This window comes from Enterococcus gilvus ATCC BAA-350, from assembly GCF_000407545.1.
Taxonomy (GTDB): domain Bacteria; phylum Bacillota; class Bacilli; order Lactobacillales; family Enterococcaceae; genus Enterococcus_A; species Enterococcus_A gilvus.
The window spans coordinates 1,268,897-1,285,499 of the sequence record NZ_ASWH01000001.1 but is presented as its reverse complement, the minus strand read 5'-3'; the positions used below and the strand labels follow the sequence as shown (position 1 = coordinate 1,285,499).

16 protein-coding genes are annotated in these 16,603 nt (G+C 35.5%); 2 read left to right on the top strand and 14 right to left on the bottom strand.

Annotation, left to right across the window (positions count from 1 at the left end):
* Positions 1-6: 6 nt before the first annotated feature.
* The 3 genes from I592_RS20700 to I592_RS06385 form a co-directional block, all read right to left on the bottom strand.
* Positions 7-756: an AfsA-related hotdog domain-containing protein gene (locus I592_RS20700; RefSeq protein ID WP_010781030.1), complete on the bottom strand. Its 750-nt coding sequence runs from the start codon at positions 754-756 to the stop codon at positions 7-9.
* 100 nt (positions 757-856) lie between these two features.
* Complete coding sequence (locus I592_RS06390; RefSeq protein ID WP_010781031.1) at positions 857-1,990, bottom strand: trans-sulfuration enzyme family protein; 1,134 nt, start codon at positions 1,988-1,990, stop codon at positions 857-859.
* An 89-nt stretch (positions 1,991-2,079) separates the two neighbouring features.
* Positions 2,080-2,451, bottom strand: a complete 372-nt coding sequence (locus I592_RS06385) for a carboxymuconolactone decarboxylase family protein (protein WP_010781032.1) — start codon at positions 2,449-2,451, stop codon at positions 2,080-2,082.
* Between the two features lie 77 nt (positions 2,452-2,528).
* On the opposite strand from I592_RS06385, the gene I592_RS06380 reads away from it, so the two are divergent.
* Positions 2,529-2,930 carry a MerR family transcriptional regulator gene (locus I592_RS06380; RefSeq protein WP_010781033.1) on the top strand — a complete coding sequence of 134 codons (402 nt, stop codon included), beginning with the start codon at positions 2,529-2,531 and terminating at the stop codon, positions 2,928-2,930.
* 182 nt (positions 2,931-3,112) lie between these two features.
* Positions 3,113-3,898 carry an SDR family NAD(P)-dependent oxidoreductase gene (locus I592_RS06375; protein WP_371191119.1) on the top strand — a complete coding sequence of 262 codons (786 nt, stop codon included), beginning with the start codon at positions 3,113-3,115 and terminating at the stop codon, positions 3,896-3,898.
* Between the two features lie 40 nt (positions 3,899-3,938).
* Here the strand turns inward: I592_RS06375 and I592_RS06370 are convergent, their stop codons facing one another.
* The 11 genes from I592_RS06370 to I592_RS06320 all read right to left on the bottom strand — a co-directional run bounded on the left by I592_RS06370 (position 3,939) and on the right by I592_RS06320 (position 16,509).
* Positions 3,939-4,271 (bottom strand): MerR family transcriptional regulator, encoded by a 333-nt coding sequence (locus I592_RS06370; protein WP_010781035.1) that lies wholly within the window; start codon positions 4,269-4,271, stop codon positions 3,939-3,941.
* Positions 4,272-4,387: 116 nt separating this feature from the next.
* Entirely contained in the window at positions 4,388-5,005 is a 618-nt protein-coding gene (locus tag I592_RS06365; protein ID WP_010781036.1) for a sugar O-acetyltransferase, read from the bottom strand.
* 39 nt (positions 5,006-5,044) lie between these two features.
* The gene (locus I592_RS06360) at positions 5,045-6,106 is read right to left on the bottom strand and encodes a Gfo/Idh/MocA family protein (protein WP_010781037.1); all 1,062 of its coding nucleotides are present in this window, start codon (positions 6,104-6,106) and stop codon (positions 5,045-5,047) included.
* A gap of 10 nt (positions 6,107-6,116) precedes the next feature.
* The gene (locus I592_RS06355) at positions 6,117-7,085 is read right to left on the bottom strand and encodes a sugar phosphate isomerase/epimerase family protein (protein ID WP_010781038.1); all 969 of its coding nucleotides are present in this window, start codon (positions 7,083-7,085) and stop codon (positions 6,117-6,119) included.
* A complete protein-coding gene (locus I592_RS06350; protein WP_010781039.1) occupies positions 7,082-7,816 on the bottom strand; it encodes a ThuA domain-containing protein in 735 nt (244 codons plus the stop codon). The genes I592_RS06355 and I592_RS06350 overlap by 4 nt, the downstream gene beginning before the upstream one ends.
* An 11-nt stretch (positions 7,817-7,827) precedes the next feature.
* Positions 7,828-8,904 (bottom strand): Gfo/Idh/MocA family protein, encoded by a 1,077-nt coding sequence (locus I592_RS06345; protein ID WP_010781040.1) that lies wholly within the window; start codon positions 8,902-8,904, stop codon positions 7,828-7,830.
* A gap of 161 nt (positions 8,905-9,065) precedes the next feature.
* A complete protein-coding gene (locus tag I592_RS06340; protein WP_010781041.1) occupies positions 9,066-9,923 on the bottom strand; it encodes an AraC family transcriptional regulator in 858 nt (285 codons plus the stop codon).
* Between the two features lie 108 nt (positions 9,924-10,031).
* Entirely contained in the window at positions 10,032-11,171 is a 1,140-nt protein-coding gene (locus tag I592_RS06335; protein ID WP_010781042.1) for an MFS transporter, read from the bottom strand.
* 134 nt (positions 11,172-11,305) lie between these two features.
* The gene (locus I592_RS06330) at positions 11,306-13,504 is read right to left on the bottom strand and encodes an alpha-galactosidase (RefSeq protein WP_010781043.1); all 2,199 of its coding nucleotides are present in this window, start codon (positions 13,502-13,504) and stop codon (positions 11,306-11,308) included.
* On the bottom strand, positions 13,491-14,999 hold the full coding sequence (locus tag I592_RS06325; protein ID WP_010781044.1) for a glycoside hydrolase family 32 protein: 1,509 nt from the start codon (positions 14,997-14,999) through the stop codon (positions 13,491-13,493). The genes I592_RS06330 and I592_RS06325 overlap by 14 nt, the downstream gene beginning before the upstream one ends.
* 1 nt (position 15,000) lies before the next feature.
* A complete protein-coding gene (locus I592_RS06320; protein WP_010781045.1) occupies positions 15,001-16,509 on the bottom strand; it encodes a PTS transporter subunit EIIC in 1,509 nt (502 codons plus the stop codon).
* Between the last annotated feature and the right edge of the window lie 94 nt (positions 16,510-16,603).

The window sequence follows — 16,603 nt, the reverse complement described above, 5'->3', positions numbered from 1 at the left end:
AGAAGACTATTTTCTTCTTTTTTCTAAATAAATCTCTTTCGAACGGAAGGTATAGGCGCCAAGAAATCCTTTAGTAACAACTTTATCTCCTTGAATAATATTAAAGACACAAAACATTGCCCCGCCATCCTTCTCACAAGCAGGAATCGCTTGGATGATATAGGGCTCATCAAGCTCAACATAACTGATATAGTCAATTTTGAAATTTGTCAGTGCAACTACTCCATTATGTTGTAGTCCATTTAAATGAAGAGATGCCAATGTTGCTTGACGGAAGGCCTCGAATAATTTGATTCCATCGACGTGATCTGAAAGGTGATCCGAGTTTAATTCAGCAATATCCGAAAAACCTTTAAAGTACCAAACATTCCCATGATTTTTAGGTTCAGATATAAGGACGTTCTCAGGGTTTTTCTTGTGAACCATCTCTTTACCAATTGGTTTATTACTGTCCTTAATCTCATCAATCACTATTTTGGGAATGGGAATCTTTGTAGAGATATCATACATTTCTTGTGGGTTTCGGTAATTCCATGAAGCCTCATTCAACGCGCTATTCGCTATTTCACCGTTCGTTCCAATATAAATACGATCAACAGTATCACCTAAAGCTAATTTCAATAGCTCCAATTCTCTCAGGGAACTGAATTCAATTTCTTTCTTGTCAGTTGATTCAGTAACCTCTTTCTCACTATTTTTATAAACTAACAAATAACTTTCTTCTTGTTCTAAAACTGTATTTAGTGTATTACTCATTTTTTCTCCTCCACCTTTTTATCTTGGTTGTTTTCGTGAACAAAATGGTGGAGGACGATAAACCATCACAGCAATGATTCCCCCTTCCCACGGAAATCTTCTATTGCAACGCTTGTTCAAGATCCATGATTAAATCAGCGACATCCTCAATACCTACTGATAGTCGAATAAGTTCTGGTGTTACTTGACGGGTCATTTTTTCTTCTTCAGTCATTCCCCCGTGGGACATTGACCAAGGGTAAGACAAGATTGTCTCAACTCCTCCCAAACTTACACCAACTAAAGGAATCGTAACTTTTTGAAGAAAGTTCTCAACCGCTGCTACATTTTCCAACTCAAAACTCAGAACACTTCCAAATCCTCTGGCTTGTCTCGTATGAGTTTTTCTTCCATAGTGACTATTCAGCGAAGGATGATAAACTTTTTTCACATTATCGTTTCTATTTAATACACTAGAAATAAGCAAAGCGTTATACTCGGATCGTTCCATACGAACCCCGAGTGTTTTTATCCCTCTCATCAATAACCAAGCATCTTCTACCCCGAGAATACCGCCCAAAATAGTTCGTTGATTGACGATTCTTTGATTTTGAATGACATCGTTCGTAACAACTATTCCCGCGACGACATCACTATGACCATTTAAAAATTTTGTTCCACTATGGATCACGATATCTACCCCAAGATCCAAAGGATTCTGATAATAAGGAGTCATAAAGGTATTATCACAAACGGTAATAATGTCCTTTTCTTTTGCGATTGCTGAAACGGCCTGAATATCTGTAATCTTCAAAGTTGGATTCGAAGGAGTTTCCATGTAAATCATTTTGGTATTTTCTTTTATCACTTCCTCCCAATTTGAAGCCGGCATCTCTTCAACAAACGTGTATTCAATATTGAAACTATCTAGTAAATTCACAACAATCTGATAAGTACCACCATAGATGTTCTGGCAAAGAACGATGTGATCTCTCGCTGATAGAAGAAGCAATACTGAACTGATTGCAGCAACACCAGACGAAAACGCAATCCCGAACTCGCCATTTTCCAAAGCAGCCACTGCCTGCTCCATTGCTTCAACGGTTGGATTTCCGAATCGTGAGTAGGTGTACTTCTGTGTTGCAGATAAATCTTTCTGATGAAATGTAGAAGCTTGTATTTTGGGAATAGATGATGCCCCAGTTTTCTCATCAATCATGGGGTAACCATGGATTATCTTTGTGTTAATATTCATTTTTCACCTTCTAATTTAAAATAGTGGGTATAACAATCGTTTTTGTTATTTTTCGGTACATATCATTAGCTTTTGATATGCAAAAATGATTAACTATTTTTGAATGCCCTTTTGGCTGTTTCGATCGCATTCAATACTCTGGGAAAACCAACATAAGGAAGAGTTTGAATAAACATTTCGATAATCTCATCCTCTTCCCAACCAAAGTTTCTAGCTCCTTTGATATGAGTAAAAAGCTGATGATCTGTGTCTCCTTGTGTTAATAGCGCGGTTAATGTCACAACTTGTCTTTGCTTCAGGTCTAGATGTGGTCGATTATAAATATCGCCAAACGCAAAATTTATAATGTAGTCGGCAACGTCAGGAGCGATCTCACTTAACCCATTTTTTACCTTTTCACTAGTGCCTGGATTCAATTTATTTAGAGTATCAAACCCTAAATCGTATTTTTCTTGGTCCATGGTTGAACCTCCCTTCTCGTTATGTTAATATATGATAAATGCTGGAGTGTACTCAATGTCAAGGGGGAATTTCAAACATGGAATATGGTATTGGTGAATTTTCAAAAATAACGGATTTATCTATTGATACGATTCGTTTTTATGAAAGAGAAGGATTGATTATTCCGAGAAGAGATGCTAATAATAGGCGTGTTTTCGAAGAATGTGATATTGGTTGGATTGATTTTATAAAAAAACTAAAAATGACTGGTATGAAACTAAAAGATATAAAGTATTACGCTGAACTTCGCTATCAAGGTGATAGAACAATTGATAAACGATTAGAATTACTTTATCGACAAGCTGATATTTTATTCATGAAGCAAAAAGAAGTCTCTGAACATATAAAGTATCTTTATAATAAGATTGATATCTACAACAATAAGTTAGAAGAACAGCATAAAAACAGGGATTCTGATCAGCATTTAGAATCAGCATAAATAAATGGAACCTCTATTTTAGAGGTTCCATTTCTATTTTACAAAGTGATTGTGTATATTGAATTTTGTATATACATGCATAACGCTAGTTGTTTATACTTATTTTAATCTGTAACATAGATTTTGATTGACATAGAGTACAGTCCATATACTATGATGGGTTTACTATCCCAAGGAGGTTTATTATGAAGAAGTCGAAATATGTAGTCATTACTGGTGCCAGCTCTGGAATTGGTTATGCCACAGCAAAAGCATTTGCCGAGAGAGAAAAGAATCTTATCTTGATCGCTAGAAGAAAAGAAAAATTACTCGAATTAAAAAATGAAATTATTGCGATTCATCCCGAACTAGATATCATTGTCAAAAGCATCGACTTATCGATCGAGAAAAATTTATATCAGCTATTTGATGATTTAAACGATTTTGAAATCGAAACGTGGATCAATAATGCTGGCTTTGGCTATTACAGCCAATTAGCAGAACAAGATATTCAAAAGACAGTTAAGATGATTCGCTTAAACGTTGAAGCTTTGACAATTCTTTCAATGCTCTTTGTTGAGAAATATCAAAATGTAACCGGAACTCAATTAATCAACGTTTCGTCTGCTGGTGGATACACCATTGTTCCAACAGCGATCACGTATTGCGGAACCAAGTTCTTCGTTAGTTCTTTTACTGAAGGTCTTGCACGTGAGTTAATGGATACTGGCGCTAAAATGAGAGCAAAAGTTTTAGCCCCTGCAGCGACGAAGACCGAATTCGGAAAAGTTGCAAATGATCTTGAGTCCTATGATTATGACAAAGCTTTCGAAACCTATCACTCTAGTGATCAAATGGCACACTTCTTACTTGATTTATATGACAGTGACAAAACAGTTGGTCACATCAACAGAGAAACATTTACTTTTGAATTGAGTGATGGATTATTTAATTATTCAGATAATTCTTCAAGCAATCAAAAACCATAAAAAAAAGTTCTTGAAATCATTGTGATTTCAAGAACTTTTTTTATGAAGTTTTTAATGTCTGGATGTACTTTCTGAGGTTATTCATTCTCTGATTGATCATTCGAATCTGATTCTCTAATATCTCAATTCTCTCAGCTAGAGTAGAATCACCCTGCTGCTCCAGATCAACAAACCTCTTGATTTCTTTGATTTCCATTCCCATAGATTTTAGACACTTAATGAACTTGATCGACTCTATATCAGTATGAGAATACTTCCTGATTTTATTCGATCCACGCTCGATTGAGATAAGTTCTTCTTTCTCATAGTATCGCAAAGTATCTATAGTAAGCTCCGTAATTTTTGCGACTTCTCCAATGTTTGAATACGACATTAAGCTAAACCCCTTTCTTAACCTAATGCTACAGTATGGAGTGTAGTCTATGTCAAATAGAAAAAAATTCAATATTCAAATTTTTAACGCTTAATTTCAATGGAGAGCCGACTTTTTTATAGTTCTATATCCCTTTCATATGCTTTCTTTTTTTCCTTCCAGTACTTTGTATCGCTGGCAGTAATTTCCCGTAGTACTTTGCACGGAACTCCTGCAGCAACAACATTATCTGGAATATCTTTTGTTACTACAGAACCAGAACCGATAACAACATTGTTGCCAATGGTCACTCCTGGATTAATGACGGTACTCCCGCCAATCCATACATTATTGCCAACATTGATAGCTGTAGCAAATTCTAAACCGCTATTTCTGATTTCATGATCTATCGGATGTCCTGGGGTATAAAAACTAACTCTAGGTCCTAATAAAACATTTTCACCGATCGTGATAGGCGCAACATCTAACATGATACAATCAAAATTTGCATAAAAATTTTCGCCAATAACAATATTTTCACCATAATCACAATGAAACGGTGGTTCAAAATGAAAACTCTCTCCTGTTTTTCCAAGTAAATTTTTGAGAATTTCCTTTCTTCTACTTTTTTGAGTAACTGTCGTTGAATTGTATTCAGATATTAAAGTTCTATTTTTGAAATTTAACAGTCTAAGCTCGTCGTCGTTTGGCATATACATTTCACCTTGAATCATACGTTCTTTTTGAGTTTTCATGTTCACGTCCTCTACAGAGTTTACTCGTAATTATCTTATTTAAAATAAATATGCGGCTTCTGCTTCTTTTATATTTTTTTCTCCAAAAAGGATGAAGTCAATCAATTTCATTACCTTGCGAACTTCCTCATTTTTTACGATTGGTTCTGATTGATTACGAACAACATCATAAAAATTTTGATAGAATGATATATCTTTGTTGATAATTGGAAATTCTATTTTAGATGTTGCTTCCTCAGATGGTGGAGCCATAGTCTTTGTTAATCCTACTCCTGCTTGAATGGGTTTAGGAGAGGTTGAAGGTTGTAATTCTGACGCAACAATCATTTCTCCTGAAAGATCCCAATCATCAATTTTAGCAGTTCCTTTAGTCCCTTTTATATACCACCGTGGTAGCTTTGTATAATTTGTTGTTCCTACTTCAATTACTGTACGAACACCATTTTCAAATTGAATAGCACATGAAAAGCCATCATCAACCTCATCCCCTAAAATAAAACTTAAGTCAGTGGTTATTTTTTTAATCGGGCTATCGATAAGATACAATAATTGATCAAATAGATGAACACCCCAATCTAATACCATTCCTCCACCGTGCTTTTTCAAATGACGCCAGTCTCCTGGTATCCCGTTCGCTCCTTGAACCCGGGACTCGATTTGAAAAATGTCTCCTAGTTGATTGTTTTGATACAATTCTTGAATGATTAGAAAATCTGGGTCCCATCGCCTATTATGATGAACTATAAATTTTTTTCCAGATTTTTCTGCAACTGCTAGAATATCATCAAACTCAACTGTATTAAGAGTCACGGGTTTCTCACAAACTACATGTTTACCTGATTCCAAAGCTTGAATAACTAAATTCTTATGAGTATCATTGGGTGTGGCAATCAAAACTGCTTCTACATTACTGTCATCAAGGATTGATTGAAACGAATCAAATACAATATAACCATCTTTTTTTGATAAGATGTTTTGACTCTCTGAAATATCATATGTTCCAATGACGTTGATTCGTTCTGATTCTTTTGACATGATCTTCTTAACGTGATAACTCCCCATACCGCCATAACCAACTACAGCAAAATTGATTGGTCTCATAATGTCCTCCTTAAGCCCACCACATATCCGCAGGTTGTTCCTTAATCAAAATACTTTTCAAATTAGTTACCGCTCTTGTCAAACCTTCTTCAATTGACATCAACGGATCTTCATGTTCAATACTCAAAGCGTGATCATAACCATATAAACGCAGCATAGATACCATGTCCGACCATGTTTTTAAGTCATGACCACAACCAACAGAACGAAATGTCCACGCACGACTCTTTACTTTTTCATATGGTTGCATATCGGTCAGACCGTACATATTGATATTATCCTGATCCAAATAAGTATCCTTTGCGTGGAAATGATGAATCGCTTTTTCTTCACCCAAAATCTTGATTGCCGCAATAGGATCAATTCCTTGCCACCATAAATGACTTGGATCCAAATTACACCCAATTGATGGACCTGTTGCCTCTCTTAGCTTCAACATAGTGAACGGAGTATGACATAAGAAACCTCCATGAAGTTCGATCCCAATTTTTACACCGGAGTTTTCTGAGATATGATTAATTTCTTTCCAATATGGGATTAGCTTTTTCTCCCATTGAAAATTATAGTTGTCCGAGTATTCTGTTGGCCAAGGTAGCACCGGCCAATTGACTTGTGTATCATTAGCATTTCCTCCAGAAACACCTGAAAACCCATTAACTACTGAAACGTTCATTTTTTCAGCTAACTTGATAGTTTTTTTAAGTAATTCATCAGCTTCTGATGCTTCTTTTTCAATAGGAGAAATCGGATTATTGTGGCAACTTAATGCAGAGATACTCAATCCTTTATTTTCTAATTTTGTTAAATATTCTTTACGAGCTTCGCTATTGTTCAATAATTTATCAATATCTAGATGAGCGTTTCCCGGTGATCCGCCTGTACCAATTTCCACCGTTTGAAGCCCATGTTTAGACACTACTTCAATCATATTATCAAAGTCCATTTGATTAAATAATGGAGTAAAAACACCTAATTTCATTTTTCAACCCTCCGATTTTCATTATCTTCAACTGCTGTTGCGTGACCATAAATTGGATTCAAATTATTTTTTGAATTAGCCCAATAAACACTATTAGAAATTACTTTTTGTACTTTTTCATTATAGTAACTGGGATACGTCTCATGTCCCGGCTGAAAGTAAAATATTTTTCCCATTCCACGATAAAAAGTACATCCACTGCGAAAGACCTCTCCTCCAAGATACCAACTGATTAAGACTAATTCGTCAGGAGCCGGAATATCAAAATGCTCACCATACATTTCTTCCTGATCTAATTCGATTGTTTCGCCAATTCCTTCAACAATGGGGTGACTAGGTTTTACAACCCACATTCGGCTGTGTTTGCCATCTTCTCGCCATTTTAAATCACAGGAAGTTCCCATTAATTTTTTAAATATTTTGGAAAAATGACCAGAGTGAAGAACAATTAAACCCATTCCTTCTAAAACTCTTTGGTGGACTCTATCAACAATTTCATCGGTTACTTCCTCATGAGCGATATGTCCCCACCAAATTAGCACATCTGTTTCAAGTAGTGTCTCTACAGTTAAGCCATGTTCCTCATCATCTAAAGTTGCTGTTTTAACACTAAAACCATCTTTTGATAAAAAGTCTGCTAATACCTTATGAATTCCTTGTGGGTACACTTCTTGTACTTTTTTGTCTTTCTTTTCATGTCTAAACTCATTCCAAACGGTTACTTTAATCAAGCCTTTCCCCCCTAATTTAAAAATACTGGTTCTTTTTTTTCTGAAGACTGATATATAGCTTCTAAAATTTGAGTCACTACAAGAGCCTCTTCTGGTCGAACGACAGGCTCAACATCATTTAAAATCGCATCGATCCATGATCGAGCTTCTAAAATTGCCGGTGAGTTTCCCGCTCCATCATAAAAATCAACACCACCAGTTTCTAATTCGATCGTTTTGTCATAAAGCAATCCATGATCCTCACCATTAACAATTAGTCCTTCATTCATGTCGGCTCCTCCTTTAGAACCGCAAAGAGTAGTTTTTGCTTCCTTAATGTCTAGACTATTCAATGCCCAACTTGATTCCAAAAAAATTGTCGCGCCATTTTCCATAGTTATAAATCCGAAAGCTGAATCTTCTACAGTAAATTTATCTGGATCCCACGCTCCCCAAGCATTGGCAGCATTTTTTGTTGCGGATAATTGATGATAGGCATTTCCTGTAACATACTTTGGCTTATAATTATCCATCATCCAAAGAGTCAAATCTAATGCATGAGTTCCAATATCAATTAATGGTCCTCCTCCCTGGGCTTCCTCATCAAGAAAGACTCCCCAGGTCGGAACAGCTCGTCTGCGAATTGCATGTGCTTTTGCAAAATATATATCACCTAACGCATTTTCCTGACAGATGTCATGAAGATATTTTGCATCGGTCCTGAATCGATTTTGATAACCAATAGTTAATTTTTTTCCAGTTCTCTTTGCAACTTCAACCATGGCCTTGCCTTCTTCATATGCTTTAGCCATAGGTTTTTCACACATTACATGACAATTTGCTTCCATTGCTGCAATACTGATTTCGGCATGAGAAATATTAGGAGTACATACATGAACAACATCTAAGTCCTCCAGAAGAAACTGTTTATAATCAGTAAATATTTTCGCACCGATACTACCGAATTCATCCTTTGCTTCAATAGCCCGTTCCTTGATAACGTCACAAAAAGCAATAATTTCGATCTCTTCAATTTGGATCAAGGCTGGTAAGTGTTTTGCTAGAGCAATACCTCCGCAACCCACGATTCCAAGTTTTAGTTTTTCCATAGTATTTTCCTCCAACAATTTTATTATTTATACTAATCTTATTGGAAAATTATTCGCTTTTCTTCCCGATTCTTTCGCAATAAGTCTGAAATTTTGTCTTCTTAACTGGACACTACTTTTTTAAAAAGAAAAAACCGAATAAGTTTTTATCCTTACTCGGCTTATTGATCAAATTGTTTTTGATATTGTAACGGTGAACAACCCACTGATTTTTTGAAAACGTGGTGAAAAGTTTTTATATTGGAAAAACCAGAACGCTCGGCTACTTCAGTTATTGGAATTTTTTCACTTGCAAGTATAAATTTAGCTTGGCTCACACGAAACTCATTCAAAAACTGAATAAAGGTTTTTCCAGTATTTTTTTTGAAAAATCGGGTAAAGTAATATGAACTAAAGCCTGTATGTCGAGCAACTTCTTCAAGAGTGAGTGGTTCATTGTAATTTTCTTTTACGTATTCCAATGCTTTGTTAACATATTCTAAAGTGTCCTTATAACGAATTGACCCATATCCTGTAGATTTTTTTTCGCTTTTTAGAGGTAGCAGGCTATAGAGATTGGCAATAAACTTATACAGATCCCCTAAAATCATATAATTTTTCCCAACCTCACAATTTGAATTTACATTATACAGATCAAGCAGAAGTTCTTTCGAAAGATTTTTTAACTCTTCAGACCAATATCTACTATGCAGTTCTCTATACTCAAATAACTCTCGCAAAGAAAGTTCTTCTTTAAGAATTGTTTCATCAAAAATTTGTAAATCAAATTGAAACACATATCGTTCACTGTCGGGAGATGACAAACAATAATGAGGCTGTCCACTAGAAAAAATGATAATCTCACCCTCATCTAGCAATAATACATCATTGCCAACTCCTATGTTTACCCTACCTTTTGAACAATAAATGATCTCTATCTCTTTGTGGAAATGAGGATAAGCAATGGCCATTCCATCATTCATAAATGTTCGAAAAGCCAACTCACCATTAAAACTTGGAATTTCTAAATAGGATTTCATTGCCCCACCACCTCTAATCCCAAAAAAATTTTCTTTCGAGTACTCTCTTTATAACGTCATATTGATTCATAAATAATAGACTTTGATTTTCTATTAATAAATAATTTCTTAAGTGGATTTTGTCTTCACCGTTAAATAGGTGGTGAAAATACTAAGAATAACCAGTGTGAATGCAATTATCATTAATATTTCCTTTGTTGCACCATTTACAATACTACCTAGTGTATTCCATATAATTGGGGCTATAAATTGACTACCAATAATGATTAAGGTAAACATGGAATTTACAGTAACAACTTGACTACTATCAGCTAGTGAGTTTAATTTTAAAACGATAAATGGTCCAGTAAAAGAATAAACAAAGTTGAATAAAATTGCTGATACAATTGACAGCCAAACCACATTTGAGAAAGTCATTACAAAAACCATTAATGCTGCACCCGTATATCCTAATACGAAAACCCAGTTGCTTATTTTTTTGATCAATTGCCCAAAGGCGATCCCTGCGAAAAGACCTGCTAAATTCATTATACTTAAGACCGTACCGCCTATAGCAGTATTTCCGTTAGAGAGCTCTGTAAATAACGTAGGAATTTTTAATTGAACACCATAAATAATAATAAACGTCACTAAACAAAGAAATAAATAAAAGAGTATATTTTTGGATAGTGTTTTCTTCGTCCTATCTTTAGATTCTTTTAAATTTTCAATGGATGGTACAAATTTAATAATCATCAATAGAACTGGAACTAATAAAAAATACAGGCCATATATTAGTTGCCATTGATAACGTACAATAAGACTAGCTAAAAGAAGAAAAAGAGCATTTCCAGCAGCTGTTATTCCGACCTGTAAACCAAGAAATGTTGATTTTTTTTGTGCTGTATAGAAAAGTGCAATTAATGAAATAGCATGTGGAGAATATAAGCCTATCCCTAATCCAAGGACAAACCTTGATGCGTAAATAATTGGTAGGTAATCGACAAACAAAGGTAATGTTCCCGCTACAATAGCTATTAAAATTCCAATTTCTAAAACTCTTTTAATACCTAATTTTTTTGAAAAATAATTGTTCAATATGATTGTTATCATAGCTCCCACGCTTGGCACTGTGACTAGGCTTTCAATCATACCTAAACTATAGTCTTCAAAATATAAGGTCAAGTTAGGAATTGCCGCTGTCAATAATGTAGCGACTCCCGTAATGAACGAGACTGATAGAATACTGATATCTTGATTTTTTTTCATATGGACTCCTTATTGATTAATGATACCATAAGAACTTATTACCCAATAAAAGAATAGAAAACAGGAAATTAATCGAGAATTCTCAATCAATTTACCTGTTTTTAATCGTGAAAAGTTTTAATAGTTGAAATCTACTACTCATTCACCTTTTTAAGATGAACTATTTTACTTTGGAAATCGCCTTTTAAAAATGGGAATAAATAGAAGCCGCTGTTTTGAAGTTCATACCCTGAATATTGTTCAGCATCATCCATACTATAAACATAATCATTCTGAAGACCTAAACACTTAACGATATCCAATTTAGGGGCAGCTTCAGCCAATACTTTAAAATAAAACAACAATGATTCTTTTTTATCTTTTGAAACAAATTGCCAAATTGTTTCATTGGATTCAAAAGGACTGCGAATCCGATAAAAATCACCGTATTGGATAAGCTTACGATATTTTTTGTAAAAATGAATTTGCTCTTTGACCAAATTCTTTTCTTCATCTGATAATTGCTCAGGGTCCAACTCATAGCCGAAAACTCCAGAAATTGCAACTGCACCACGCATTTCTAAACTAGTTATTCTTCCTGTTTGATGATTTGGCACTGCTGATACATGAGAGCCCATACTTGATGGAGGATAAACCAAACTTGTCCCATATTGAATCTCTAATCTTGCAACTGCATCTGTATTATCACTGGTCCAACTTTGCGGCATATAGTGTAATATTCCCGGATCAAATCGTCCGCCGCCACCTGAACAGCCTTCAAATAGGGTGTTTGAATAAGTTGAAGTCAAGTAATCCATCATTTGATATACACCAAGTATATAACGATGATATACCTCTCCTTGTAATTGCTCAGATAAACCTGTTGAATAGGCTTCTGTTAAATAACGATTCATATCCCATTTAACATAATCTATTTCTACGTTGTCCAAGATATCAGAAATTTTTTTCTGTATATGTTCTCTAACATCATCTCTACTAAAATCTAAAACCATTTGATTTCTACTCAATGTTCGTTCTCTATCTGGTACTTGTAATGCCCAGTCTGGATGAGCTTCGAACAATCGACTTTCTTCAGAAATCATTTCAGGCTCAAACCAAAGACCAAATTTTAATCCTTTGCCATGTGCATAATCACTTAAACCTTTTAAGCCACCAGCCAGTTTATCACGATTTTCTACCCAATCACCCAAGGCTCTTTTATCATCCGAACGAGAACCAAACCATCCATCATCCAAAACAAATAACTCTATACCTAATTGCGCTGATTGATCAATGATATCCTTGATTTTTTTGTCATCAAAATTAAAGTAAGTCGCTTCCCAATTATTGATTAAAACTGGTCGTTCCGCATATTGATGTTCACCTCTAGCCAATCTTTCGCGATACAAATCATGGAAGGTCTGACTAAACTTATTTAAACCTTGATCAGAATAAACAAGTACCGCTTCGGGAGACTGAAACTCTTTTCCTGGATCAAGCTCCCAATTGAAGTGATAAGGGTTAATCCCTAAACATACTCGAATTTGTCCATATTGATCTTGTTCAATGACTTCTTCATGGTTTCCACTATAAATGAGTGAAAATCCATATACATTACCCGTTTCTTCCGTTGCCTCGGGAGATGCTAAAGCAACAAAAGGATTTTGTTGGTGACTGCTAGTTCCTCTTTTACTATCAAAGATTTTTATTCCAGGTGATACAGGTTGACGAGTAATTGTACGTTCCCGTCCCCAAGAGCCATTTAAATCAATCATATCAAGCTTTTCATAAGGGATATCCAAACTTGCACTTGAAAATTTTGTTAAACGAACCGACGTCTTACCTTTGTTGATTATTCTAGCCGATCTAGTAATAACCGCCCGTTCTTTATAAATCGTATAATTTAATACAATTTCAAGTTCAGTTAATTGATCGACTAATACAACATCCAAGGATTCCGCTTCTGTCTTTTCCTTTACATAAGTCGCAGGTAATCCCTTTAGGAGTGATTTACCGGAATAAATCTTATGGCTCTTATAAACAAAATTAGTCACAGAGCTGCCATTTTCTTGAAAGACTTCCACCGCTGGAACTCTAAAATCACCATTTCCGATACCTGGAAACTCGTGAGGAATAGTATCCCTAGAATAATAACGATCGTTGCATTCAGCGAAGTTCGTTGAAAAAGAACGTTCAAATCTCGGATAACTTCGTCCACCACGATATCGATCAATATATTTTCCATAATAGAGATGGCTCAATACGCCAAACTCCTCAATACAAAATACATAGCTGACCATCCCGTTTTTTAAATGGAACACTTTTTCCTGTTCGTCAAACTCAATTAACTGCATATCTATTCTCCTTAACATCTATATTCCAATAATCGATTTTACAAAGAGTCTCCTCTTTCCCAACAAAAAATACATGCCGTGAATCTGTTGTAGGAAAGATACGTGAAGAAGCGACAGTCTTACCATGATCTATAAATATTTCAATCGAACTAGTATCAATAAAAATATCCAAGTGGATTTCTTCTCCTAAATCTTCCGCAAGTAGTCTTCGTGTCCCAAACTCTGTTGCAAACGGCGTTCCAGAGAATTTACGATCTAGCCACAATTCTTTTTTATCTGAGATGTATTCGATGCGAGTATATTCGGTATACTCTTTGTTGCAGCATAAATCTAATACAAAATCACTATTAGAAGAATTATTCGTTTGAATCATTAATTCAAAAGCTGCTTCGGTTTCAATCCCAGATGATAAGTCAGCTTGAGAGAATTCCTTTTGATTTTTTCTGTAATTTTTAATTTCTTCAATCGGTTTTTGGATTAGGTCTCCATCGACTAATGTTAATTCTCGAGGCATAGTCAAACAGCCGCAATAACCAAAATTTTCTGTTGGATAAACACTTTCTGGCAAGCCCATCCAGCCGATTACTATTCTTCGACCATCAGGCAGCTGTGTTGATTGAGGAGCGTAAAAGTCAAACCCTTGGTCTAGTTCTTTAAATGATGACTTTTCATTCAGATATAGATTATCCTTACTTAACTTATCTCCAATCAGATAACCTGTTTGATAGATATTCTGATAGTTTGGTCCCTCTGGCGTTAAACCCTGAGGTGAGAAAATGAAGATACCTTGTCCCTCTAATTCAAAATAATCTGGGCACTCCCACATATATCCAAACTCGATCAGATTAGTTTTTACTTCGCTAAGTATTTCCCAATTATAAGTATTTGAAGAATGAACCATTAATGCAGCACCTGTTTTATTTTGTCTTTGAATCCCAATCAACGCATAAAAGTCTCCGGTGTCCGTCTGCCAAATCTTTGGGTCTCTGAAATGATCCGTATATCCATCCGGCACTCCAGTAATTTCTGGAAAATCCCGCTTAGTGATTTTTCCTTCCGTATCCAACGTGGCAATTATTTGATAAGGAATTCTTTGTGAAAGCTCGTTTCGAGTGTTTCCTGTGTAAAAAAGTAATAATTCACCGTCCACAGAAAGTCCACTACCAGAATAAGATCCGTGAGTCTCATAATCCGTATCCGGTTCAACTCCAGGTCCCAGTGACTCCCAACAAATCAAATCTTCCGAAACTAGATGGTGCCAACCTTGATACCAAATATTCGCTTCAGAATATTTAAAAGGAGTCCATTGATAAAACAAATGAATCTTTCCATTGTAGAAACTAAAGCCGTTTGGATCATTTAAGTAACCAGAGGGGGCTTCCACATGAAAGCTTTGTCTAAAAGGGCTTCTGCTTACTTTTTCTTTCATTTCTTCTTTTATTTCAATCGGTATTTGTTCATACTTAAAATACTTCTCTGTTACCTCTTCCATCATCCTAGTCCTCAAATACTGACAACTCTTTTTCAGCCTCTTTCTCGATCATTGATGCAACATTTTCTTCTAAAATTATATCTTTTTCATCTGTATTTTTTCTCTCATACACTTTGCCAAATGCGTATGTTAAGGTAATACCACCAATCACTGCAATCAAATGAGCAACGACGAAATGGAGATAACCATTGTTGGCCGGATCCACAATAGTAAATCCTGGCAAGCCAGTTGTGCCATAGCCAACTGCTGTTAACTTACTGAGAAAAACGTATCCTCCACTGATAGCCCCAGCGATACATCCGGCAATCAACGGGAATTTATATTTTACAGTTACACCAAACAATGCGGGCTCAGAGATACCGAACAGTACTGAGGTAAATGCAGAAATTGAAATTTCACGGATTTTTTTATTTTTTCTATGCAAAAGCATATAGCCTAAGACTGCTCCACCTTGAGCCACTAGTGCTACGGACATTAAAGGATTCAAAAAGTCTCTACCTGTATTCGCAACCAACTGACTTTCGATTGCACCGAATGTATGGTGCAGCCCTGTAATAACGATAATTTGTTGTACCCCAGCAAAGATCATAAATCCTAAAATTCCTAAATGCTCAGTCATCCAAAGTAAACCATTCGTCAAGCCATTGCCTAATTCTCTTCCGAATGGTCCAATAATTGTAAACAACAGCAAAGAAGAAATAAGGATCGTTAACATGGGCGATAATACGAATTTTATGATATCGGGTAAAACTTTATTAAATAGCTCATCTAATTTTGCAACGATGTAGCCAATCATTAAAGCAATGATAATCCCGCCTTGAAAACCAACTAGCTCAATGCTCAAACCAAATACATTCACGACCTCTGGAGATGAACTTCCCCCAGCAACGCCGAAAGCATCAGCTAGATTCGGATGAATCATAATGGCTCCAATAGCCAAACCTAATGCGGGACGTCCGCCAAATCTTTTAGTAGCAGAGTAAGCTACTATCATTGGTAGTAAAGCAAAAATCCCTGAAGAAGCAATGGAAACCATCCTGTTAATGCCCGAGATAGCTGGAACCATTTCTACAATAGACTCACTACCAAATAATCCTTTTGTAGATAATAGTGAAGTTAATCCCATCAACAAAGCCGCAGCTAAAATAGATGGCATAATTTCAATAAACACATCTGAAATTGATTTAATAAACTTTTGTAACGGATTTTGTTTTGTTTTTGAACTTGCTTTTACATTAGTTTTTACTTCTGTATTACTCATACCTAAAAATTCAACTACTTCTTGATAAATACTGTTCACAAGTCCAGCTCCAAAAACAATTTGAAGTTGATCACCCGCAACAAATGCTCCTTTAGCAAGTCTGAGATTTTCAACATTTGACATTTCTATCTTGTCATTATCTAGTAATACTAGTCTTAATCTCGTTGCACAGTGTGTCACTGTTTGAATGTTTTCTTCTCCACCAACATAATGAATAAGTTCTTTGACAATATCCTCGTACTTTTTTTCCATTTTAATTCCCTCCCGAGTTAAGTTACCCTTATTTTAGCGAAATCAATCAAGACAAAACATGGTATAATGTAGACATAAAATATCAAATTGTTTA

Excerpts from the sequence above, each read along its gene's own strand:
- I592_RS06380 (WP_010781033.1), top strand. The coding sequence starts at position 2,529 with ATGGAATATGGTATTGGTGAATTTTCAAAAATAACGGATTTATCTATT.
- I592_RS06335 (WP_010781042.1), bottom strand. The coding sequence starts at position 11,171 with ATGAAAAAAAATCAAGATATCAGTATTCTATCAGTCTCGTTCATTACG.
- I592_RS06345 (WP_010781040.1), bottom strand. The coding sequence starts at position 8,904 with ATGGAAAAACTAAAACTTGGAATCGTGGGTTGCGGAGGTATTGCTCTA.
- I592_RS06320 (WP_010781045.1), bottom strand. The coding sequence starts at position 16,509 with ATGGAAAAAAAGTACGAGGATATTGTCAAAGAACTTATTCATTATGTT.
- I592_RS06385 (WP_010781032.1), bottom strand. The coding sequence starts at position 2,451 with ATGGACCAAGAAAAATACGATTTAGGGTTTGATACTCTAAATAAATTG.
- I592_RS06355 (WP_010781038.1), bottom strand. The coding sequence starts at position 7,085 with ATGAAATTAGGTGTTTTTACTCCATTATTTAATCAAATGGACTTTGAT.
- I592_RS06390 (WP_010781031.1), bottom strand. The coding sequence starts at position 1,990 with ATGAATATTAACACAAAGATAATCCATGGTTACCCCATGATTGATGAG.
- I592_RS06330 (WP_010781043.1), bottom strand. The coding sequence starts at position 13,504 with ATGCAGTTAATTGAGTTTGACGAACAGGAAAAAGTGTTCCATTTAAAA.
- I592_RS06360 (WP_010781037.1), bottom strand. The coding sequence starts at position 6,106 with ATGAGACCAATCAATTTTGCTGTAGTTGGTTATGGCGGTATGGGGAGT.
- I592_RS06325 (WP_010781044.1), bottom strand. The coding sequence starts at position 14,999 with ATGATGGAAGAGGTAACAGAGAAGTATTTTAAGTATGAACAAATACCG.
- I592_RS06340 (WP_010781041.1), bottom strand. The coding sequence starts at position 9,923 with ATGAAATCCTATTTAGAAATTCCAAGTTTTAATGGTGAGTTGGCTTTT.
- I592_RS20700 (WP_010781030.1), bottom strand. The coding sequence starts at position 756 with ATGAGTAATACACTAAATACAGTTTTAGAACAAGAAGAAAGTTATTTG.
- I592_RS06365 (WP_010781036.1), bottom strand. The coding sequence starts at position 5,005 with ATGAAAACTCAAAAAGAACGTATGATTCAAGGTGAAATGTATATGCCA.
- I592_RS06370 (WP_010781035.1), bottom strand. The coding sequence starts at position 4,271 with ATGTCGTATTCAAACATTGGAGAAGTCGCAAAAATTACGGAGCTTACT.